The sequence below is a fragment of the Bradyrhizobium sp. RDI18 genome, assembly GCF_043203335.1.
GTDB classification, from domain to species: Bacteria; Pseudomonadota; Alphaproteobacteria; order Rhizobiales; family Xanthobacteraceae; genus Bradyrhizobium; species Bradyrhizobium retamae.
Map to the genome: position 1 here is coordinate 274,923 of NZ_JBICRN010000008.1, position 20,372 is coordinate 295,294.

The following is a 20,372-nucleotide window of genomic DNA, read 5'->3' on the forward strand; positions in this document are numbered from 1 at the left end:
CCTATCGTCGCGCGTCCGAAGTCAGCTTGAACTTCTGGATCCGCCTTAACGAAGTTCCATCTTTCGCTGAGGGTATGGTTGTTGGTCCGATCGCAGACACAGCCCATCATTGGCGAGCTTCACCCAATGCACGGGGTTTGGCGAATTGCCGCGGGACCGGCCTGTTGGCGCTATGCCGGCGGATGAAAACTCATCAGCGTACGCGTCTTGTAGTCGTAGAGCTTGCCGGTCTCGGTCCATTCCGGCGCGCACATCGGCACGATGAATTCCGCGGCCTGTTCCGCCGTATCCAGCGTCATCGGATCTTCGCCGGGAAAGACGCTGGCGCGCATGCGGGTGCGGATCGGGCCGGGGCTGAAGAGGTTGACGCGCAGCTTCGTGCTTGCGGTCTCGTTGGCCCATGAGCGCACCAGCGTATCCAGCGCGGCCTTCGATGCAGCGTAGGGGCCTTGATAGGCGTTCGCCTTGCTGGCAGCGCCCGAAGTGACGAACACGGCGCGGCCGGCGTCTGACACCTTGAGCAGCGGGTTCATGCAGCGGATGAGCTGGAAGTTCGCGGTGACGTTTACGGCGAACACGTCGTTCCACGGCTTCAGCTCGATATGGTCGAGCGGAGAGGAGGGACCAGCGACCCCGGCATTGCCGACGAGAATGTCGAGCTTGCCATGGCGTTCATGCAGCGCGGCGCCGAGCCGTGCGATGCCGTCGAAATCGGTGAGGTTGAGCGGCACCAGCGTGGCGCTGCCGCCATCTTTGCGGATCTCGTCGTCGAGTTCCTCAAGGCCGCCTTGCGTGCGTGCGACGGCGACGATATGCGCGCCGGCCTTTGCCAGCGCGAGCGCCGTGGCATAGCCGATGCCGCGGGAGGCACCAGTCACGAGCGCAATGCGGGAGGCGAGAGGTTTGGTCATTCAAATTGTCTCATCGTCGTCCCTGCGAACGCAGGGACCCATACGCCGTGAAGGTTATAATGGCGAAAGATGTTCGTAGCTATTGGCGTCCGAAAAACGAAGGCCTGTGGTTATGGGTCCGTGCTTTCGCAGGGACGACACCGGCGGCCGCCTCAGCTCGCCTCGGCCAGCAGCGACAATTGCCGGGGCTGCGGTTCAACCTGAGTCTGGTCGGTGAGGTGCGTCGGATAGGCGCCAGTGAAGCAGTGATCCGAGAATTTCGGATTGGCGGGATCGCGCCCCGGTTCGCCCATCGCGCGGTACAGGCCGTCGATCGACAGGAACGCCAGCGAGTCCGCCCCGATGATGTCGCGCATCTCTTCCAGCGTATGGGTGGCCGCGAGAAGTCCGCCGCGGTCCGGCAGGTCGATGCCGTAATAGTCGGGATAGAGGATCGGCGGCGAAGCGAGCCGGAAATGCACCTCGCGCGCACCGGCGTCGCGCATCATGCGCACGATCTTCTTCGACGTGGTACCGCGTACCAGCGAATCGTCGATCAGGATGATCCGCTTGCCCTCGATCGCGGCCCGATTGGCCGAGTGCTTCATGCGCACGCCGAGTTCGCGCACGCTCTGCGTCGGCTGGATGAAGGTGCGGCCAACATAGTGGTTGCGGATGATGCCAAGTTCGAACGGCACGCCGGAATGCTGGCTGTAGCCGACCGCCGCCGGCACGCCGGAATCCGGCACCGGCACCACGACGTCGACCTCGACATGGCTTTCGCGGGCGAGCTGCGCGCCGAAGGCCTTTCGGACCTCATAGACCGCACGGCCGCCGACGATCGAATCCGGCCGTGAGAAGTAGATGTATTCGAAAATGCAGGGCCGCGGCGGTTTCGGCGGAAACGGCTTGTGGCTGTGGGCGCCCTCTTCGTCGAACACGACGATTTCGCCGGGCTCGACGTCGCGCACATATTTCGCGCCGATCATGTCGAGCGCACAGGTCTCCGAAGTCAGGATCGGACAGCCCTCGAGATCACCAAGCACCAGCGGACGGATACCGAGCGGATCGCGTGCGCCGACCAGCTTCTTGTTGGTCAGCGATACCAGCGAATAGGCGCCTTCGATGGCGCGCAGCGCCTCGATAAAGCGGTCGATGAAGCGGCTGCGTTTGGACTGTGCGACCAGGTGCAGGATCACTTCAGTGTCCGTGGTCGACTGCATCATGGCGCCGTTTTTGACCAGCTCGCGGCGCAGCGTCAGCCCGTTGGTGAGATTACCATTATGGCCGACCGCAAAACCGCCGGCATTGAGCTCGGCGAACAGCGGCTGCACGTTGCGCAGGATGGTCGCGCCGGTCGTGGAATAGCGGACATGGCCGACCGCTACGATGCCGGGCAGGCGCTCGATCACCTCGCGCCGGGAGAAGGTATCGCCGACGAGGCCGAGGCGGCGTTCGGAATGGAAGCGGCTGCCGTCGAAGGAGACGATGCCGGCGGCTTCCTGGCCGCGATGCTGGAGGGCGTGTAGTCCGAGCGCCGTGATGGCAGCGGCTTCGGGGTGGCCGAAGATGCCGAACACGCCGCATTCCTCGCGTAGCGTGTCGCCCTCGAGATCGTCCTGCAACTCGATGCCAGGATTTAGATCGAGTTGCCCGGCGGGATCGGAAGGGTTTTGCATCGCGTCCATCGCCTCTCTATTTTGGCCAGAATTAGCGGCCCGCGGGTTTTTCGATCAGCTTTTTAAGACTGTCGCGGGCAGGTTTGCTGTAGCCATCGCCGGATGCAGGGGCTGCCTGGTCGGCGTCAGTTTGATCGTCTTCCGGTTTATTCTTCTTGAATCTCTTTAAAATGGTGTTCTCGGGGTCATCCGGCAAGAGCGACATTAACCAATCCCCGGTTCCCTGCAGCACCACCCGGGATTTTGCACCGGTGATCCAGTCCGGCCTCTGCTTGTCCGGGACCAGCCAGCTAAAGAACAGAAAGGCCACCACCACGATCAGCAGCCCGCGGCCGAGCCCGAACAGGAAGCCGAGCGTGCGATCCAGCGCGCCGATCCGGGAATCCAGGATCATGTCCGAAATCCGCACCGTGATCACGGAGACCACAATTAAGGTGCCGATGAAGGTGCCGGCCACGACCGCGACGGCTGCGACCGTGTCGTTGTTGAAATAGGCCTTGGCGGTCGGCAGCAGCTTCGAGAAGGCGTAGAGCGTCACTAGCGCCGCCGCGCCCCAGGCCGCGATCGACAGGATCTCGCGCATGAAGCCGCGCACCATGGCGAGCAGCCCCGAAATCAGCATCACTCCGAGCAGGACGAGATCGAGTATCGTTATCGGCATCGGCTGGTCAGGGTCCGCTCGTAAGTCCTTTAGGCAGCGAATCGGCGGCTCACGGTCACCCCCAAGTGAGGGGCAGACGGCGTATCCCGCAAGGCCGGAAATCGTGCCATCCCGTCCGCCTTTCGCGCGCGTTGTATAGCGGCGAGGGGCGGTCGCGTCACGCCGCTTTAGCTGTTTTCACGACGGAATCGCGCTGGTGTGGTATTTTTCTCTGCCGCACCCTCGCGACTGGTGTCGCGGTTGCCTCTCGGACTGCCGCGCGCCGCGATTTCGGCCACCAGACTGGTTAGTCCGCCGATGCTGTTCAGCGCAAGCCCTCCATCGCCGCCGACCTCGCCGCGCGCCGATTCGGGTAGAACGGCGCGGCCAAAGCCCAGTTTCGCGGCCTCCTTCAATCGGGCGGAGGTCTGCGCCACCGGCCGGACCGCGCCCGAGAGCGAAATCTCGCCGAAATAGACCGCGTCCGTCGGTAACGGCGCATTTACCAACGACGACACCAGAGCCGCGGCCGCCGCGAGATCGGCCGCGGGCTCCTGGATTCTCAGGCCGCCAGCCACGTTCAGATAGACGTCGTAGCCGGACAGTTTGACGCCGCAATGGGCCTCCAGCACCGCCAGCACCATCGACAGCCGGCTCGGATCCCAACCCACCACGGCTCGTCGGGGGGTACCGAGCGTGGTCGGCGCCACCAACGCCTGCAATTCCACCAATACCGGGCGGGTGCCTTCGATCCCGGCGAAAACCGCGGTTCCCGGGCTGCCCAGATCTCGCTCCGAGAGGAACAATTCCGAGGGGTTGGAGACCTCGCGAAGGCCGAGCCCGGTCATCTCGAACACGCCGATTTCATCGGTCGGGCCAAAACGATTCTTCATCGCGCGCAAAATGCGGAAATGCTGCGAGCCTTCGCCTTCGAACGACAGTACCGCGTCGACCATGTGCTCGACCACGCGGGGGCCCGCGATTTGGCCGTCCTTGGTGACGTGCCCGACCAGAATGATCGCAGCACCGGTTTTCTTGGCGAAACGAATGAGCGCCTGCGCCGAGGCGCGGACCTGCGTCACCGTTCCCGGCGCCGACTCCACCGTGTCGGTCCACATGGTCTGGATCGAATCGATCACGATCAGGCGCGGCACCGCGCCTTCCGACAACGTCGAGACGATGTCCTCGACCGAGGTTTCGGCGGCGAGCTGCACCGGCGCGTCCGCCAAGCCCAGCCGCTCGGCGCGCAGCCGCACCTGCGCCACGGCCTCTTCGCCCGATATATAGACTGCGCGGTGGCCTGCGCGCGCCAGCATGCTGGTAGCCTGCGTGAGCAGCGTCGATTTGCCGATGCCGGGATCGCCGCCGACCAACAGCACCGAGCCGCGGACAAAACCGCCGCCAGTGACACGATCGAGCTCGGTCATCCCGGAAGGTAGGCGAGGGGCATCGTTGCTCTTGCCGGTGAGGCTTTCCAGCGCAAACGTCCGGCCCTTGCGCCGCGAGCGGACCGAGACCGGCATCGAGGTCGCGCCGGTGGTGTCTTCCTCGGCAAGCGTGTTCCACTCGCCGCAGGAATCGCACTTGCCCTGCCAGCGATTATACGCCGCCCCGCAGTTCTGGCAGACGAAGGAGAGGGTGGATTTGGCCATCGAATGTGAATCGCTGCTTCCTGTCGAGCACCGTGCATAACACGGTTAGGCCCGGACGCACGAACGCGCACCATCGATCGCGGCGACGCCGACCCTAAAGCGTGCTTCGGTGGGACTGCCTTGTCAGAGAGCGACAGGCATGAGCGAGCCGGTGAACAGGACCGGACCCGACGGCTGCCCCGTCGTCGAGCCGCCCCTTGGCTCCAGGCTGACGGCGAGCGCCGCTTGGGCCAGCGCTTCGGCAGTGGCGTGCGGCAGCACGAGAGCCGTCGTTGTGCCGGGGCGCTCGCTCGGGAAAAGGCCAAGCGAGCGGCGCGTGCCGTCCGGGGACACCAGCCAGACCTCAAGCACATTGTGGTTGAAATCACGGGGCGGCGTGAGGTTGAGCCGCAGCACCAGCCGTCCGTCGTCAACGTCGAGATCCGCCGTCATCATCGGACGCTGGTCCTTGTCGAGCAGCACCGCCACGTGCGTGGGCGGCGAGGCGACCAGGCCCTTGGTTGTGTCCTCGATGCGCGCAAGTCGCTTGTCGAGCGCCGCAATCTGCTCCGGCGCAACACCCTGCGGGAGCGAAACAACGTAGAGAAGCAAGGCCGCCGCCGTGGACGCGGCCAAGGCAGCCGCGCCGCGCCAGAAGCCTACGCTATCCCACAGCCGATCGAACCAGCCTTCGCGTACCGGTGCTGCCGGTGCAGGTGCCAGCGCGATCTGCCGGGCAATCTCGTCCCAGACATGCGCAGCCGGTTCCTCGGCCGGGACCGACTCGGCGAGGGGATTGAGCCTCTGTTCCCAGCGTTCGACGAGATCGCACAGGTCGCGATCGCCGGACAACAGTCGCTCGAAATGGCGGCGCTCGGCGCCGCTCAGCGTGCCGAGTACGTATTCGGCCGCCAGAAGGTCACGCGTTTCCGGATCGACGTAGTTCATCGTTCCAAACACCCCCTGAGCCGGATCAGGCTTCGCCGAACCCAACTCTTCACGGTGCCGAGTGGCACGCCCACATAGGCTGCCACCTCCTGGTACGTCATACCCTCATAATATATCAGCTTGAGGGTATTGCGCGGCCCCCTCCTCGAGTTTGTCAAGGCAGTCCTGCAGGCGGCGCGCATCGCGACTAAGCACCTCCTGATCGGCCGGACGCGATGCCGGGTCCTCGCGGTCCTCAATCGGTGCATCATCGAGTGGCGCCTCGCGCCCGCGCCGCCGTATGACATCGATGCACCGGTTCCGAACGATGCGGGCGAGCCAAGCCATCGCAGCACCGCGACTGGGATCGAAGGTGTGCGCATTGCGCCAAACGAGAACAAAGCAATCCTGTATGATTTCCTCGGCCGTTTCGCGACTCCTGAGAATACGCAGAGCGAGTCCGAATAGTTGCGGTGCCGTTCCCTTATAGAGGCTGTGCAGGGCAGTCTGATCGCCGCTAGCACAGGCCTGCAGCAGGGTCTCGGGACTCTGCGCCGTCTCCGCATCTGGGGCTGCCGGCCGGATGGATCGGCTGATCACCCGCTCATCAGAGCTCGACACGAAGCTGACCGTCTTGATTTCCGGCATTTCGACTCGTCGGATTCTGCGCGAGGTCACATGCGACGGCATCTGCTTGTTCGCCCTTGTCGCCTGACCGCACCGCGCCCACAGCGGGCGGTCGGCAACGACTGCGCGGGTATTGTGCGTAGTCGACAGCAAGGTAGCGAGCGCGCCTGCTCTCATCACCTTTAACCTTAGCACCAACCCGACGGACACTTAAGCCAACAAGTTGATCGTACACGACGCGGTTCCACGGACGTGCGTGACCGGTTCCACGGGCGGCGTGAAAGTTGGGCCCGCGTATCTCCAAACTATCGGACAGCACGAGGCTGGCTCGGCAATCACGCGTACCGCAACGCTTCGATCGGATCGAGCCGCGACGCGCGCAGCGCCGGAAACCAGCCGAAGAACACGCCGACGAATCCGGAAAACAGCACTGCCAGCACGATCCAGTCCGGCTCAATCAGCAGGGGCCACTGGGCTAGGCTCGCGATTGCGCAGGCGGCGAGGATCCCGGTCAGAATGCCGATGGCGCCGCCAATGAGCGACAACACGATTGCCTCGAACAAGAATTGTTTCAGGATATCGCGTGGACGCGCGCCGATAGCGAGCCGCAGCCCGATCTCGCGCGTGCGCTCGGTCACCGACACCAGCATGATGTTCATGATGCCAATGCCGCCCACCGCGAGCGAGACCCCGGCGACGATCGCGAGCAGCAAGGCAAGCGTGCCCACGCTTTCCTCCTGCGTAGCCGCAATGTCGGCGAGGTTGCGGACCGTGAAGTCGTCGTCCTGCATCGGCTGCAGACGGTGACGCTGGCGTAGCAGCATCTTCACGTCGCTCTCCGCCGCGGCGAGGCTCTCTCCCTCGCGCACTTTGAGATAGAAAGAGTCGACCGAGCGCGAATTGGCTGCATTGCGGCCGATCACCCGCTGGCGCGCCGTGTTGAGCGGCAGGAGCACGACATCATCCTGGTCGTGGCCCCAGGCGGATTGGCCCTTTCTTGCCATCACGCCGATCACACGGAACGGCACGTTGCGCACCCGCAACTCCTGCCCGACCGGATCGAGCCCGCCATAGAGCGCGCGCGCCACGGACTGCCCGATCAACGCCACCTGCGCCCCGCGGGCGATCTCGTCCGGCGCGAACAGTCGACCCGATTCGACGTCCCATTCGCGCGCCTCGAACAGGCCAAGATCGACGCCGTAGACTAGACTAGACCAGTTGACGCCGGCAGCGATCAGTTGGGCATTTTCGCGAATGAATGGCGCGGCTACCTGCAGCAACGGCACTTCCCGCACGGCCGCCGCTGCATCCTCGTCGGTCAATGAGGAAGCGGAGCCTGAGCCGAGGCCCACGCCGGATTTGGTGATGCTGCCCGGCATGACCACGAGCAGGTTGGTGCCGAGGCTGCGGAACTGCGCCGCGACCTGCTCGCGTCCACCGCTGCCGACCGCCACCATCGCTATCACGGCTGCAACGCCGATGATGATGCCAAGTATCGTCAGGGAGCTGCGGAGCTTGTGCAGCCGCAGCGCGTCGAGCGCAGAGATGACCGCATCAGCAAACGTCATGCTGCCGTCTCCGCGAAGTCAGGCGTGATCTCGACCGGGCTTGCGACCAGCTCGGCGGCAGCGTCGGCCGGACGCTGTAGTCTGTCACTCAGCACGCGACCGTCGCGGAAACGCACGAGGCGCGACGCAAACCGCGCCACTTCGGGTTCGTGGGTGACGACGACAACGGTCGTCCCTTCATTGTTCAGTTCCTGGAACAGCGCCATCAGCTCGAGCGAGGTGCGGCTGTCGAGCGCACCGGTCGGCTCATCGGCGAGCAATAGCCTTGGTGTGTTGACGAGTGCGCGGGCGATGGCGACGCGCTGTTGCTGGCCCCCGAGAGCTGTGTCGGCTGATGATGCAGGCGCTCGGCGAGGCCAACGCGGGCGAGTGCGGCCGCGGCTTTGTCGCGTCGTCGCCTGCGCTCCTCCCCGGCGTAAATCGTCGCCAGCTCCACGTTTCCAAGCGCATCAAGACGCTCGAGCAGGTTGAACTGCTGAAACACGAAGCCGATCTTGCGGTTGCGCACGGCGGCGAGCGCATCGCGACTCATCGCCGACACTTCCTCGCCGCCGAGGCGGTAGCGGCCGGAAGTCGGCCGGTCGAGGCAGCCGATCACGTTCATGAATGTTGACTTTCCCGAGCCCGACGGACCCATGATGGCGGTGAATTCGCCGGCCGCGACCGAAAGCGTCACCTCGCGCAGCGCATGCACGGCTTCGTCGCCGAGTCGATAGACGCGGGTGAGCTGCTCGGTCTCGATCGGCGACATGGTGTCCTCTCTACAAGCTGCCGGGTTGCGTGGTCTTCGCCTCGGCGGTGCGCGGTCCGCCGCCGATGATCACCTCGCGGCCGGGCTCGAGGCCCGATACGATCTCGGTTGCGGCTCCTTCGGTTGCGCCGATGCGGACCGTGACCCCTTGCGGCTTGCCGTCCGGCCCGACCACGAAGACGCGCCCAGGCTGCGTGGCCCGATTGCGTTCGACGAAGGCGACATTCGGCTCGCCGGACTGACTGCTTCCTTGTGACTGCGAAACCTGTGCGCCGGAAACGTCGCTGGTCGTCGGGGGACGCCAGCGCAAGGCGGCACTTGGGACCTGCACGGCCCCGTCGCGCCGGTCGGTTTCGATCCGCACCGTGGCGGTCATTCCCGGCAGCAGCTCGAGACGCGGATTCTCGATCGAGACGATTGCCGTGTAGATCACCACGTTCTGTATCGTCTGCGACCCCAACCGCACCTGCTTGACGGTTCCCTCGAAGGTTCGCCCGGGAAAGGCGCCAACCGTGAACGTCGCGCGCTGGCCCGGCTTGATACGGCCGACGTCGGCCTCGTCTATATTGACGGATATCTCCATTTGGCGAAGATCGTCCGCTACCAGGAACAAGGTCGGCGACTGCAGCGCGGCCGCGACCGTCTGACCAAGCTCGACCTGACGCTGAACCACGACGCCGGAAACCGGCGAGCGGATGTCCGTGTTCCGGAGATCGACCTCGATCTGTCTGACCGTGGCCTCACGCGCGGCGACCTGCGCGGCCGCGGCTGCAAGCTGCGCCTCTGCCACGCGCTGATCGGCCTCGAGGCCGACGAGCTGCGCCTTGGCGGATTTGAGCTGCGCTTTCACCGAGTCGAGGCTCGCACGCTGGGCATCGCGTGTCGTCCGGGCCGCATCGTGCGTCGCCTCGGCGGTGACGCCGCGCGCGCGCAGCTCGCTCTGGCGCTGGTAAGTGCGCTCGGCGTCGGCGAGCAGCGCCCCGTTGCGGACAATCTGCGCTTCGATCTCTGCCTCGGCAGCTCGGGCCTTTTTCCGTGTCCGCGCGCACGCGCTCGATCTGCGCTTTCTGCACCAGCTTCTTAGCGCGGGCCTGCTCGAGATCGGCGCGCGCCGCATCGAGTTTGGCGAGGATCTGGTCCGAATTGAGCCGCGCCACCACTTGCCCCGCCTTCACATTGGAATTGTAGTCGGCAAGGAGCTCGACGACCTGGCCCGAGAGCTGCGAGCCGACGATGACTGTCGTGGTCGGATTGATGGTGCCGCTCGCGCTCACCGTGGCAACGATTTCGCCTTCGCTTGCCTTGGCAAGTCGGTAGGACGGGTGGGCCGGCGCACCGCTCCAGTGCGGAAAGAAATGGAATGTGCCCGCGGTGGCAGCGGCGATGGCAAGCAAAGTGATCAGCAGGCGGCGCATCTGTGACGATCCCCCTCCATTTCTCCAGTTGAGTGCCGCGTGATGGGTCGCGCTTGGCGACGGCGGCAGAGGCCGGCCGGCGGGCGGACGGCCTCTGCGTCTTGCTGCAAGCAATCAGAGCGGTACGTAATACAGAGGCACTGCCCTCCAGCTAAACCAGTGCGCCGACGCGGGGGCGACGGCGGACACGGTCGCCAGAGCCAGGACGGCAATAGCGAGTGCGATGCGGAACTTATCCTGCATGATGCTCTCCTGTTTTCGCTCATGTGAGCGAGTTAGGTTGCTGTCATCGGAGCGGCGTAATTGTCGCTCCTGCCTGCCGGTACGAATTCAGGGTACGGTTCGGATGCAGGCCTCGCGCATTCGTGAGCTGGTGCGGGGTAGAGCATGATCCGAAAAATGAAAACCGGTTCTCCCTTAGCTAGTAAACGCGAGGCGTTGCGCGGAGATCATTGCTCGAACGATGCGAGAGACCATGATGCGATTGATGCAATCGCATCATGATCTACGCAAGATCGTCTCGCCGCGGTAACCACGCGCAGTGCTGCCCGCTATTTTTTGGAACGGCGTCGCGACAGCTCGTCCGGCCGCAAGCTTCGCGATGGTCGCGCCTGGCGACAGCTCCAGAGGCCGCCCGGCGGCGGGCGGCCTCTGCGTCTCGCTGCAAGCGCTCAGTACGGTATGCCGTACAGAGGCACTGCGAACCAGCTCCAGTTAAGTATGCCCGCCGACGCGCTATCGACGGCCGACACGGTCGCCAGAGCCAAGGTGGTCACGGCGAGTGCAGTGCGGAACTTGTCCGGCATGATGCTCTCCTGTTTCGCTCATGCGAGCGACGTTAGGTTGCTGTCATCGGAGCGGCGTGATTGTCGCTCCCGTCTGCGGTACGAATTCAGGGTACGGTTCGGATGCAGGCCTCGCGCATTCGTGAGGATGCATCCATCGCGCGCTTCAAGACATCATGACGTGACGTTGGCACACGTCCAGATGCCGACCGGTTGCTCGAGACCACGAATGATCTGTGCCGGCTGCTCGACAAGCAATGCGAAGTCGGCGCTCGACTGGTTCGGTTCGGCTCGCGCCTGCCGCACCAGTACGTCGCTGACGACGATGGCGCATCCGAATTCGCGGGTGAGGGCCTCGAGGCGGCTCGCCGCGTTCACGGTGGTGCCGATCACGGCGAATTCGAGCTGGTTGAGGCCGATATCTCCCAGCACGACTTGACCATAGTGCAATCCGACGCTGACCTGGATCGGCGGCTCGTTGCGGTCCTTCCGTTCTCTGTTCAACTCGGCGATCGAAGCGATCATGCCCCGCGCGCAACGCAAGGCGTTCAGCGCGTCGGAATCGCCGGCGAACGGCGTACCGAACGTCGCCATCAGACCATCGCCGAGGTATTTGTCGAGCGTTCCGCCGTGCTGGAACACTTGTCTTTCCATTCGTTCATGGAATTGCCGCAGCGTGTCGATGACCTCTTTCGGGTCTCGTCCGTCGGCGTAGGCGGTGAAACCCACAATATCGGCAAACAACACCGCGACGTCTTGCGTGCGCACCCGCGTGAGCGGCTCGTCATTGCCGGACAATTCATTGACGACATTTGGCGAAAAATAACGCGCCAGATTGGCGCGCTCGCGCTCGATCCCGGCGTGGCTGATCAGAAGCGCATTCGAACGGCGTACCGCCAGCGCCAGGATCCCGGCCACGATGATGAACACCGTCACTTGCTGGAAACGGGCGCCGAAGCCGATCGACGAAGGATCGATGATCTCGAACAAGCGAATATCGGCGCCGACAGCTTCCCCTGACGCGCTCCGACAGCGCGGCATGGGTTTCGGGCTGCAGATACGCCCAACCGACGGCAGTGGCCCACAGGGCAGCGGTCCATCCGCCCATCGCGACAACCGTTCGCCACGAATAGGCGAGGGTGGCGGTGGCAAGGAAAATGAAGAAATAGATGAAACTGTCGAACCGGAATTGCATTCCGATTGGCCAGTGCTCGGTGCTCCAGGGATTGGGTACAACGCTGAGGAAGGTCAGCAGCGCGAGATCGCAAATGATCAGGAAAACCTCGAGCGGCGAACGGCCGACCTTGCCGACTTTGAGTTGGGCCCAGCCGATCAGGGCAAAGAATCCCAGCATCAGGACGTAGTAGATCACGTCCCAGTTCGGATTGATGATCGGCAGGGTAACGGCAGTGACGGCCAGCGCGACCCAGCGCGCCCGGACGGCGAGGAGCAGGCCTTCCCGCTTGCTGTCGACAAGGGCGGCTTCCGCGAATTTCAGGGTATCTTGCCGGGCTTCGGTTCGTCCGGTTCGCTGATCACCCAAATAGGGGACATCAGCCGCTTCTGCCACCATGCTCAAGACGCATTCTCCCTAATCGAGAACCAGGCCGTGCAACCAGCACGGTATGGTCGGTCAAGGTGGCACGTCTGAGAACCTGCAGCCACCGATCGATGGCGTCATAGCGGATAATAGTTGCGCCAGTCAGGCCATCGAGCAAATTTGAACATCGGCCTGCCGCGCGGTCCGGATCGGAACGGCGAAGTGCGATACCGCTTCCGCGCGGTATCGCCCTCCCGACTATTCGGCGCTCACTTCACCGACACGAACGGCACCGACGAGCCCGGCACCATCGTGGTCGGCAGGACGCCGTTCCAGCGTTCGGCCTGCACCAGCGTCACCAGATTCGGATTGGTGCCGAGCGCCTTGGCGCGGGCTTCGATGGCGGCGGCTTCGGCCTCGCCGGTGATCCTGATATTGGTGGCGCGGGCTTCGCCGTTCAGCCGCAGCGCGTCGGCCGCGGCCTGCGCCTCGGCGCGGACGGCGTTGGCCTTGGCGGTCGCCTGCGTGACGGTGATCTGCGCCTGCACCTTCTCGCGCTCGGCGTTCTGTTGCAGCTTCTGCACCTCGACCTCGGCCAGCATGCGCTGCTCGATCGAATGCAGATAGTTTGCGCTGAACTCGATGTTTTCGAGCTGGACGCTTTCGATCGTGATCATCGGATCGTCCTTCAGCGAAGCGGTGATGGCGTCTTTGATCGCGGAGTTCAGCGGCCCGCGCTCCTGGATCGCTTTCACGGCCGTGTAGCGGCCGAACACGATTTTGACCTGCTGATTGACGGCCGGGCTGACCACTTGTTTGACCGCGGTGTCCAGCCCGCCAAACTTGGCATAGAGATCGGCCACCTTGTCCGGCGAGGCTCGCAAGGTGACGCTGATCTTGAGGTCGGCCGGCTGCTGGTCGTATGAATACGAATTCATCTTGTCCCAGGTATAGGTGAAGGTCTTGACGCTGACCTTTTCAACGCTGTCGATCAACGGGACCTTGAAGCCAAGGCCCGGCTGCGCGGTGCCGATGACCGCACCGTAGCGCAGCTTCACGCCGCGCTCGGTTTGATCGACGGTGTACCAGCTTCCTGCGGCGATGATGGCGAGGAAAATGACGGCGACGATGGCGCCGATGATTCCCCTGATGTTTCCCTTGGGCATTTCAGTCTCTCCAGACGTGGGTGATGCGATTCCATGCCCGGCACTGATCTATGGTCACCTGCCGAATGGATGTGACACGCGTCACTTGGTCGGCCATTCATGGCGAATGGTTCAGGCCGTGTGCCGGGTTTCGCCGAATGCTTAGGAAAATGCCGTCCATAGCAGGGTGAGACCGGCGGCCAGCATGATGCCGTCCATCAACAGCCGAAAGACGTCAGGCTGAAGACGCAGCACGAAGCCTTTGGCGATGAAGGCGCCAAGCATGAGGGAAGAGCCCGCAATCAGGCCCTTCAGCGCAACATCCGGCGTCAGCGCGCCGAAGCGTTCGAACGTAACCGACTTGCTCAGGTAAAGCCCGAGCGAGCTTGCGGCTTCGGTAGCGAGGAAGGCACCCTTGGTAAGTCCGTAAAACAGAAACAGTGGCACGCTGAGCGGCCCAGTCGAAACCACGATGCCGGTGAGAAAGCCGATAACGGCGCCGCCGACCGCCAGGTGCCAGAGCTGCGCTTTAAGCCGATGGCGGGCCAGCCAGTGCCGAACCGGCACCATCGCGATGAGAAACAGGCCGATCGCGATATCTACCGCGTGCGAGGGCAGGGCGAGCAGCGTCCGCGCGCCAAGCGCAGCGGCCGGAATCCCCGTGGCCGAATAGGCAAGGCAGGCGCGCCAGTCGACCTCGCGCCACCAGGCAAGAATGCGCGAGAAGTTCGCCATCACGGCCGCAACCGCCATGATCGGCACGGCTTCCTTCGGCCCGTATTGATAGACCAACACCGGCATCAGCATGATCGACGAGCCCGTGCCGACAATGCCTGAGATGGTGCCGGCGAGCAGGCCGACAATGAGGACAAAAAGGAAGCCCATGCAGTCTTTCGCGATTCCCTGATGCTGACATCATGGTGGCAGCAGGCTCAGGTTACGAGGTTTAAATACTACTCGGAAAGGAGCTGCTCGTGCCAATCAAGGGAAGCTGCCACTGCGGCAACACACAATTCGAGGTGAGCGAAAGCGCCGACTGATGTGACACGCTGCACCTGCTCGCTGTGTTCCAAGCGCGGCGCGTTGTGGGTCTATTACACCCCGGCGCAATTTCGCCTGACTTCGCCGCCGGAAAATGTCGCGACCTATTTGTGGGGCAGCCGAACCGTCAAACATCATTTCTGCGCCAGGTGCGGCTGCGGCACCTATTCGGAATCGCCTGATTGGTCCACCGGCAAGCCCGACTTCGACAATCCCAAGGTCGGCGTCAATTCACGGCTGTTCGACGATTTCGACCTCGACGCCGTGCCGGTGACGGTGATCGACGGCAAGAATTTGTGGTGATGTCGGAGGAGGTTCATCGTTCATCATCCGAGTGAGAGTATCGGGATCACCGCAGCGCACACCTGCCGGCTGGCGGCGAGAGGCAAAGCTGCTAGGATCGCGTCAAAACAAGCAGAACGGAGGATCGCCATGGACGCTGCGACGCAGGCGAATGCGCAGACGGCAGGCACGCATTCCCATCTGGTTCGACCCGACAGCATGGAATGGCAGAAGACCCGCTTTCCCGGCTGCGAGGCCAAGACGCTGCTGTTCGATCGCAAAACCGGCCTGATGACCGCGCTGATGCGGTTCGCGCCCGGCGCGGTGCTCCCAGACCACGAACACGTCAACATCGAGCAGACCTACGTGCTCGAGGGGTCGCTCGTCGACAAGGAAGGTCCGGCGCAGGGCATCGAATGCAAGGCCGGTGAGTTCATCTGGCGCGAAGAGGGCAGCCGCCACGTCGCGTGGTGTCCGCAAGGCGGGCTGATGCTCGCAATCTTCCAGGTGCCGAACAAGTTCTTCGAGGCTGACGGCCGCGTCATCGATGCTGCGGGCGAAGACTGGGACGCGGCGTGGGGTCACACGCGAAAGGGCTGAGCGGGTCTCTCCTGCCCGGATCAAGGCGACGTTTACCATGGCGTCCGCCATTTCCGGTCATCTTTTAAGCCTTGTTTAGGGGCGGCTCGATACCGTGCAGGCAATTGCCGGTGCCGGAGATATCGATGTCGCTCTTCCAAGCTTCGGACCGGGTATCGCCCGCCCTCGATCGGCAGGCTGCCAGCGTCCGGCTGATGCCGTTGCTCTACGGGCTGACGCTGTTCGTCTCGGCGCTGCTTCTCTTCTCGATCCAGCCGATGTTTGCAAAGATGGTGCTGCCGAAACTCGGCGGCGCTCCAGCCGTGTGGTCGGTTGCGATGGTGTTCTTTCAAACCGTGCTGCTGGCGGGATATGCCTACGCCCATTTCCTGAACCGCCTGCTGCGGCCCGGCCGTGCGGCGATGGTCCATCTGCTGCTGGTCGGGGTAACGGCGATGACCCTGCCGATCGCCGTCGCGCCAGGATGGATAGCTCCGCCATCGGATGGAACGGCGCTGTGGCTGTTCGGATTGTTTGCGGTCTCGATCGGGCTTCCGTTCTTTACGCTGTCGGCCAGTGCGCCACTGCTGCAAAGCTGGTTTGCTGCAAGCGGGCACAGGCGGGCGAGCAACCCCTACGTTCTTTACGCAGCTTCCAATCTCGGCTCGTTTGCCGCGCTGTTCGCCTATCCCGCTATTATCGAGCCGATCTTGACGCTGAAGACGCAGACCACGGCTTGGTCCGTCGGGTTTGCACTGTTTGCCGTGCTCTTGGTTATCGCCGGCTTGTTTACTTCGCGGGCGGCGCCGGTCGACGCGCAGGCCGGCTCCCTCGATGAAGGTCGCGCGAGCGCTGGCGAACGAATGTGTTGGGTCGCTCTGGCCGCGGTGCCTTCCGGCCTCGTCATCGCCGTCACCGCATATTTGACGACCGACATCGCCGCTGCGCCGTTCCTGTGGGTGGTCCCGCTGGCGATCTATCTGCTCACATTCGTCGCCGTATTCCGTGAGACGCCGTGGATCGCGCATGCCAATGTCGTCTGGCTTGTTCCGTTCGCAGTGGCGCCGCTTGCGATGAACCTGATCGGCGGCGATAAGGTCTTCTGGGTGACGATGATCATCCTCAATCTCGTCGCGTTCGCACTGCTGACGCTGATGTGCCACGGCGAGCTCTACGCGCGGCGTCCAGCCCCGCAGCGGTTGACCGAATTTTACCTTTGCACCTCGTTCGGCGGGGTCATCGGTGGAGTATTTGCGGGCCTGCTGGCGCCGCAGATATTCAACGGCAACTATGAGTACCCGATCCTGATTGCGCTGGCGCTGTTGTGCATGCCCGGCGTCTTCACGAGTGGTATCAGCAAGGCGGTAGCTGAACTTTGGCCGTGGTTGCTGCTGAGCGCGGTCCTGGTGGCCGTCTCGTGCGTCACCGCCGTACAGGTTCCCGGGACCCTGGAATTGCCATTTCAACTCCTGCTCGCGCTAATGGTGGCAACGATGCTGCTTCAACGGCAGCAGCCGATGCGCCTCTTCGGGCTTGTCGTCCTGAGTTTTGCCGTTACCGCTTTTTGGCGACCGGGAATTGCGCCGATCGAAACGGCGCGCAGTTTCTTCGGCGTCCACAGGGTGGCCGAAATCGCCGACGGCAAGGCGCGCGTGCTCTATCACGGCACCACGATCCATGGCGCTCAACGCTTGCGTAACGAGGACGGCACAGCGGTCGACGGGGTGCCGACGCCATTGACTTATTATTATCCGGAAGGCGCGTTGGCCGAAGCGATCCGAGCCGCGCGCGCCGCCCATGGCGGCTTCGAGCATGTCGCCATCGTCGGGCTCGGCACGGGATCGTTGGCCTGCCACCGCAAGGCCGGAGAGCGCTGGGCGTTTTTCGAGATCGACCCGGAAGTGATCCGCATGGCACGGGATCCAAATCTCTTCACGTTCCTGTCGAAATGCGCGCCGGACGCACCCGTCGTTGCCGGAGACGCGCGCCTGACGCTGGAAGCGTCACCCGATCGCTATGACTTGATCGTTCTGGACGCCTTTTCGTCTGACAGCATTCCGGTGCATCTGCTGACGCGCGAGGCGCTCGCGGGTTATCTCTCGAAGCTGTCCGACCGCGGCGTGATCATTGCGCATATTTCCAACCGCCACCTCGATCTCGCGCCAGTGGTGGCCAATGTCGCCCGGTCGCAGGGGCTGGTTACCTTTCTTCGCGAGGATGACCGCGCCGGCGATTTCATGACGACTTTCGCGGCCAATGCCCGGGTCGTCGTGATGGCGCGCGACGCCGGCGACACCGGACGTGTCGCGGATAGCTGGACGCGGTTATCCCCTGACCAGACAAGCGCGCTATGGACCGACGACTATTCCAACATTCTCGGCATCATGTTGCGTAGGAAGTTAGGCGGGTAGGAGACCTGCGGCCGCGCTAGCGCAGCACGATCCACGCCGGCGCATGGTCGCTGGCGCCTTCTTCCCCGCGGATCTTTCGATCGACGCCGGCCTTGAGCAGACGCGGCGCTATTGACGGGCTCAGCAGCAGATGATCGAGCCGCAATCCGGCATCGCGTGGCCAGCGGTTGCGCTTGTAGTCCCAGAACGTGAACATCGGCTTAGACGGATGGAGCGTCCGGATCGCATCGGTCCAGCCTTGATCCACCAGCGCCTTGAACGCGGCGCGGCTCTTCGGCTGGATCAGCGCGTCCTTGTCCCAGGACTTTGTCGGGTAGATATCTAACTCAGTCGGCGCGACGTTGTAGTCACCGGCCAGCACCACGGGGATATCCTGCTTGAGCAGCTTGCCGGCGTGGGACCGCAGTCGTTTGAACCAGTCGAGCTTGTAGTCGAATTTGGGTCCCGGCTGCGGATTGCCGTTCGGGAGATAGATGCTGGTGACGAGGACGCCGTTAATGGCGGCTTCGATATAGCGGGCCTCGACACCCCCATCGCCGGGGAGCGCGGTCCGGGTCAATACCGGCTCGGCATTCCGCGCCAGGATGGCGACGCCATTCAAGTTTTTTGTCCGCGCCACACCGCGCCGTAGCCGGCTTTCTCGATTGCCAGAATCGGGAACTCGGCGTCGGTCGATTTCAATTCCTGCAAGGCAACGACGTCGGGCTTCGCCGCGCGCAGCCAGCGCAACAGGTTCGGCAGGCGGCGGTTGACATTATTAATGTTGAAGGTCGCGATCTTCATGTAGAGCTGGCTGGCATCACTGTGCTTCGCCCGACACTTGGAGAATCCATGTCGAAACTACGCTTCGCCTTTCTCGTGCTCGCCATCGGATACTCCGGATCCGCAGTCGCTCAAGCCACTGACCAGCGCGGCGCCTGCAAGGCCGACTATGACAAATATTGCGCCGGTACGCTGCCCGGCGGCGGCCGTGTCGTCGCATGTCTGAACAAGCAGCATCACCAACTCAGCGACGCCTGCAAGCAAGTGTTGGCTAGCCGGAAGAAATAGTAGGACCGGGCAACGCTCCAGCGATCGTTCGGCGGCCCGGTGTTGTCCGCCGAACGGCGTTTTGTGAACTGTCGGATCACCAACGCCTGAAAAGGCCGCGGACGGCATCGACAGGAAACGCCGCGAAGGAACACTCGGAACGAAGGCTTAAGTGGGGGTGGCGACCGGCTCCGCTGGAGGCGGAGCAAGGGGGCTGCAGTGGCACTGCCGCCCTTGTAAACCCGCGCGTAGCGCTTGCCGAGGCTGGTCAGCACTTCGTAGCCGATGGTGCCGAAATGATGGGCAAGTTCGTCGGCCGTGATGCCTTCGCCGATCAGCGTCACCCAATGGCCGCGCCGCACTGCATTCTTGTCGAGATCGGTCACGTCGACCGCCGTCAGGTCCATCGAAATCCGGCCTGCGATCGGGCAGCGCTTGCCGGCGACTATCACCTCGGCGCCTCGGGTGCCGTCATTGGCGCTGGCCGCGCGGAAATAGCCGTCGGCATAGCCCGCGGAAACGACCGCTATTCTGGTTGGACGCCGCGCCGTCCAGGTGCCGCCATAGCCGACGGTATCGCCGCGCTCGACGTTGCGGATCTGCACGATGCGCGCCTTCAGCTCGACGACCGGCTGCATCGGGTTGTCGGCTTCGGGCGTCGGGTTGATGCCATAGAGGGCGCAGCCCGGTCGCACCAGATCGAACTGGAACTGGGCGCCCAGGAAGATGCCGGACGAATTAGCCAGCGACGCCGGGACGCCGGAGAACAGGCTCGCGATCTCGCGGAAGGCCGCGAGCTGCCTGGCGTTGGCGGGATTGTTGAGCATTTCCGCGGAGGCAAGATGGCTCATCACGAGCGTGATGCCGTGATCTCCGGCATTGATGCGTGGGATGATGCCCTGCGCCTCGGTGACGGTGAGGCCGAGCCGGTTCATGCCAGTGTCGATGTGAATGGCGGCGCCGCCGGACCAGCCGGAACGGCGACAGAACACGTCCCATTCGGCGAGTTCGTTGAGATCGCCGATGACGGGCTTGCAGTCAAACTTGGCGTAGGCGTTGCCGGTGTTCTGGAAGAAGCCGCCGAGCACGTAGATCGCGGCCGCAGGCGCCGCGGCGCGAACCACGCGGGCCTCGTCGAGGGTGGCGACGAAGAACGTCTTGCAGCCGGCGCCCGCGAGGGCGCGCGCGACCTGCTCGGCGCCGCAGCCATAGGCGTCCGCCTTGACCACGGCTGCGCATTCGGCCGGAACTGCCGTCTTCTCGAGCTTGCGCCAGTTGGCGATAATGGCGTCGAGATCGACCGTCAGCACGCCGGTTGCGGTCGCGAGCGCGGCCGCCTGGTTCGCCTCGGGCGAGAGCAGGGTGCCTTGCGGGATGGACTTGGGATCAGGGGCCACGTTCATGCCACAGTTCTACGCGGCGGAACGCTGCG

General features: G+C 63.7%; 20 protein-coding genes and 3 pseudogenes. 6 read left to right on the forward strand and 17 right to left on the reverse strand.

Annotation, left to right across the window (positions count from 1 at the left end; genetic code table 11):
* Positions 1–170 precede the first annotated feature (170 nt).
* From ACFXS9_RS09985 to ACFXS9_RS10035, 11 genes and pseudogenes are all read right to left on the reverse strand, one after another.
* Positions 171–911: an SDR family NAD(P)-dependent oxidoreductase gene (locus ACFXS9_RS09985; RefSeq protein WP_392688128.1), complete on the reverse strand. Its 741-nt coding sequence runs from the start codon at positions 909–911 to the stop codon at positions 171–173.
* Positions 912–1,063: 152 nt separating this feature from the next.
* Positions 1,064–2,569, reverse strand: a complete 1,506-nt coding sequence (gene purF, locus ACFXS9_RS09990) for an amidophosphoribosyltransferase (protein ID WP_392699707.1) — start codon at positions 2,567–2,569, stop codon at positions 1,064–1,066.
* Positions 2,570–2,600: 31 nt separating this feature from the next.
* On the reverse strand, positions 2,601–3,230 hold the full coding sequence (locus ACFXS9_RS09995; protein ID WP_057846388.1) for a CvpA family protein: 630 nt from the start codon (positions 3,228–3,230) through the stop codon (positions 2,601–2,603).
* Between the two features lie 167 nt (positions 3,231–3,397).
* Complete coding sequence (gene radA, locus ACFXS9_RS10000; RefSeq protein WP_392688132.1) at positions 3,398–4,861, reverse strand: DNA repair protein RadA; 1,464 nt, start codon at positions 4,859–4,861, stop codon at positions 3,398–3,400.
* Positions 4,862–4,984: 123 nt separating this feature from the next.
* A complete protein-coding gene (locus tag ACFXS9_RS10005) occupies positions 4,985–5,788 on the reverse strand; it encodes an anti-sigma factor domain-containing protein (RefSeq protein WP_392688135.1) in 804 nt (267 codons plus the stop codon).
* A complete protein-coding gene (locus ACFXS9_RS10010) occupies positions 5,785–5,970 on the reverse strand; it encodes a sigma factor-like helix-turn-helix DNA-binding protein (RefSeq protein WP_392688138.1) in 186 nt (61 codons plus the stop codon). The genes ACFXS9_RS10005 and ACFXS9_RS10010 overlap by 4 nt, the downstream gene beginning before the upstream one ends.
* Positions 5,894–6,415, reverse strand: coding sequence for a sigma-70 family RNA polymerase sigma factor (locus ACFXS9_RS10015; RefSeq protein WP_392688141.1), 522 nt, complete (start codon positions 6,413–6,415; stop codon positions 5,894–5,896). The genes ACFXS9_RS10010 and ACFXS9_RS10015 overlap by 77 nt, the downstream gene beginning before the upstream one ends.
* A gap of 314 nt (positions 6,416–6,729) precedes the next feature.
* A complete protein-coding gene (locus ACFXS9_RS10020; protein WP_392688144.1) occupies positions 6,730–7,962 on the reverse strand; it encodes an ABC transporter permease in 1,233 nt (410 codons plus the stop codon).
* Positions 7,959–8,168: a hypothetical protein gene (locus tag ACFXS9_RS10025; RefSeq protein ID WP_392700324.1), complete on the reverse strand. Its 210-nt coding sequence runs from the start codon at positions 8,166–8,168 to the stop codon at positions 7,959–7,961. Before ACFXS9_RS10025 ends, ACFXS9_RS10020 begins: the two co-directional genes overlap by 4 nt.
* A 93-nt stretch (positions 8,169–8,261) precedes the next feature.
* A pseudogene (locus tag ACFXS9_RS10030) lies at positions 8,262–8,713 on the reverse strand (ABC transporter ATP-binding protein); the annotation flags it as partial.
* 10 nt (positions 8,714–8,723) lie between these two features.
* Complete coding sequence (locus ACFXS9_RS10035; RefSeq protein WP_392688147.1) at positions 8,724–9,563, reverse strand: efflux RND transporter periplasmic adaptor subunit; 840 nt, start codon at positions 9,561–9,563, stop codon at positions 8,724–8,726.
* 133 nt (positions 9,564–9,696) lie between these two features.
* Between ACFXS9_RS10035 and ACFXS9_RS10040 the strand changes: the two genes are divergently transcribed.
* On the forward strand, positions 9,697–10,134 hold the full coding sequence (locus ACFXS9_RS10040) for a hypothetical protein (RefSeq protein ID WP_392688150.1): 438 nt from the start codon (positions 9,697–9,699) through the stop codon (positions 10,132–10,134).
* 665 nt (positions 10,135–10,799) lie between these two features.
* Here ACFXS9_RS10040 and ACFXS9_RS10045 read toward each other — a convergent pair.
* Positions 10,800–10,934, reverse strand: a complete 135-nt coding sequence (locus ACFXS9_RS10045; RefSeq protein WP_392688153.1) for a hypothetical protein — start codon at positions 10,932–10,934, stop codon at positions 10,800–10,802.
* Positions 10,935–11,087: 153 nt separating this feature from the next.
* The gene (locus ACFXS9_RS10050; RefSeq protein WP_392688155.1) at positions 11,088–11,903 is read right to left on the reverse strand and encodes an adenylate/guanylate cyclase domain-containing protein; all 816 of its coding nucleotides are present in this window, start codon (positions 11,901–11,903) and stop codon (positions 11,088–11,090) included.
* On the opposite strand from ACFXS9_RS10050, the gene ACFXS9_RS10055 reads away from it, so the two are divergent.
* Positions 11,890–12,564: a hypothetical protein gene (locus ACFXS9_RS10055; protein ID WP_392688158.1), complete on the forward strand. Its 675-nt coding sequence runs from the start codon at positions 11,890–11,892 to the stop codon at positions 12,562–12,564. The two genes, ACFXS9_RS10050 and ACFXS9_RS10055, sit on opposite strands and share 14 nt — an antisense overlap.
* A 158-nt stretch (positions 12,565–12,722) precedes the next feature.
* Here the strand turns inward: ACFXS9_RS10055 and ACFXS9_RS10060 are convergent, their stop codons facing one another.
* Both ACFXS9_RS10060 and ACFXS9_RS10065 read right to left on the reverse strand, forming a co-directional pair.
* The gene (locus ACFXS9_RS10060; RefSeq protein WP_392688161.1) at positions 12,723–13,619 is read right to left on the reverse strand and encodes a prohibitin family protein; all 897 of its coding nucleotides are present in this window, start codon (positions 13,617–13,619) and stop codon (positions 12,723–12,725) included.
* Between the two features lie 141 nt (positions 13,620–13,760).
* Positions 13,761–14,483: a sulfite exporter TauE/SafE family protein gene (locus tag ACFXS9_RS10065; protein WP_392688164.1), complete on the reverse strand. Its 723-nt coding sequence runs from the start codon at positions 14,481–14,483 to the stop codon at positions 13,761–13,763.
* Between the two features lie 89 nt (positions 14,484–14,572).
* Between ACFXS9_RS10065 and ACFXS9_RS10070 the strand changes: the two are divergent.
* From ACFXS9_RS10070 to ACFXS9_RS10080, 3 genes and pseudogenes are all read left to right on the forward strand, one after another.
* Positions 14,573–14,942 (forward strand): annotated as a pseudogene (locus tag ACFXS9_RS10070) (GFA family protein).
* Between the two features lie 129 nt (positions 14,943–15,071).
* Positions 15,072–15,521: a cupin domain-containing protein gene (locus ACFXS9_RS10075; protein ID WP_392688167.1), complete on the forward strand. Its 450-nt coding sequence runs from the start codon at positions 15,072–15,074 to the stop codon at positions 15,519–15,521.
* A gap of 125 nt (positions 15,522–15,646) precedes the next feature.
* Complete coding sequence (locus ACFXS9_RS10080) at positions 15,647–17,911, forward strand: spermidine synthase (protein WP_392688169.1); 2,265 nt, start codon at positions 15,647–15,649, stop codon at positions 17,909–17,911.
* Positions 17,912–17,927: 16 nt separating this feature from the next.
* On the opposite strand, the pseudogene ACFXS9_RS10085 reads toward ACFXS9_RS10080, so the two are convergent.
* Positions 17,928–18,694: pseudogene (locus ACFXS9_RS10085) on the reverse strand (exodeoxyribonuclease III).
* A 48-nt stretch (positions 18,695–18,742) separates the two neighbouring features.
* Between ACFXS9_RS10085 and ACFXS9_RS10090 the strand changes: the two are divergent.
* On the forward strand, positions 18,743–18,961 hold the full coding sequence (locus tag ACFXS9_RS10090; RefSeq protein ID WP_334368440.1) for a cysteine rich repeat-containing protein: 219 nt from the start codon (positions 18,743–18,745) through the stop codon (positions 18,959–18,961).
* On the opposite strand, the gene alr is transcribed toward ACFXS9_RS10090, so the two are convergent.
* Entirely contained in the window at positions 18,910–20,337 is a 1,428-nt protein-coding gene (gene alr / locus ACFXS9_RS10095) for an alanine racemase (RefSeq protein WP_392699709.1), read from the reverse strand. The two genes, ACFXS9_RS10090 and alr, sit on opposite strands and share 52 nt — an antisense overlap.
* Between the last annotated feature and the right edge of the window lie 35 nt (positions 20,338–20,372).

Coding starts and splice junctions, on each gene's coding strand:
- ACFXS9_RS09985 (WP_392688128.1), bottom strand. CDS start 911: ATGACCAAACCTCTCGCCTCCCGCATTGCGCTCGTGACTGGTGCCTCC.
- purF (WP_392699707.1), bottom strand. CDS start 2,569: ATGCAAAACCCTTCCGATCCCGCCGGGCAACTCGATCTAAATCCTGGC.
- ACFXS9_RS09995 (WP_057846388.1), bottom strand. CDS start 3,230: ATGCCGATAACGATACTCGATCTCGTCCTGCTCGGAGTGATGCTGATT.
- radA (WP_392688132.1), bottom strand. CDS start 4,861: ATGGCCAAATCCACCCTCTCCTTCGTCTGCCAGAACTGCGGGGCGGCG.
- ACFXS9_RS10005 (WP_392688135.1), bottom strand. CDS start 5,788: ATGAACTACGTCGATCCGGAAACGCGTGACCTTCTGGCGGCCGAATAC.
- ACFXS9_RS10010 (WP_392688138.1), bottom strand. CDS start 5,970: ATGCGCGCCGCCTGCAGGACTGCCTTGACAAACTCGAGGAGGGGGCCG.
- ACFXS9_RS10015 (WP_392688141.1), bottom strand. CDS start 6,415: ATGCCGGAAATCAAGACGGTCAGCTTCGTGTCGAGCTCTGATGAGCGG.
- ACFXS9_RS10020 (WP_392688144.1), bottom strand. CDS start 7,962: ATGACGTTTGCTGATGCGGTCATCTCTGCGCTCGACGCGCTGCGGCTG.
- ACFXS9_RS10025 (WP_392700324.1), bottom strand. CDS start 8,168: ATGGCGCTGTTCCAGGAACTGAACAATGAAGGGACGACCGTTGTCGTC.
- ACFXS9_RS10045 (WP_392688153.1), bottom strand. CDS start 10,934: ATGCCGGACAAGTTCCGCACTGCACTCGCCGTGACCACCTTGGCTCTG.
- ACFXS9_RS10055 (WP_392688158.1), top strand. CDS start 11,890: ATGATCTCGAACAAGCGAATATCGGCGCCGACAGCTTCCCCTGACGCG.
- ACFXS9_RS10060 (WP_392688161.1), bottom strand. CDS start 13,619: ATGCCCAAGGGAAACATCAGGGGAATCATCGGCGCCATCGTCGCCGTC.
- ACFXS9_RS10065 (WP_392688164.1), bottom strand. CDS start 14,483: ATGGGCTTCCTTTTTGTCCTCATTGTCGGCCTGCTCGCCGGCACCATC.
- ACFXS9_RS10075 (WP_392688167.1), top strand. CDS start 15,072: ATGGACGCTGCGACGCAGGCGAATGCGCAGACGGCAGGCACGCATTCC.
- ACFXS9_RS10080 (WP_392688169.1), top strand. CDS start 15,647: ATGTCGCTCTTCCAAGCTTCGGACCGGGTATCGCCCGCCCTCGATCGG.
- ACFXS9_RS10090 (WP_334368440.1), top strand. CDS start 18,743: ATGTCGAAACTACGCTTCGCCTTTCTCGTGCTCGCCATCGGATACTCC.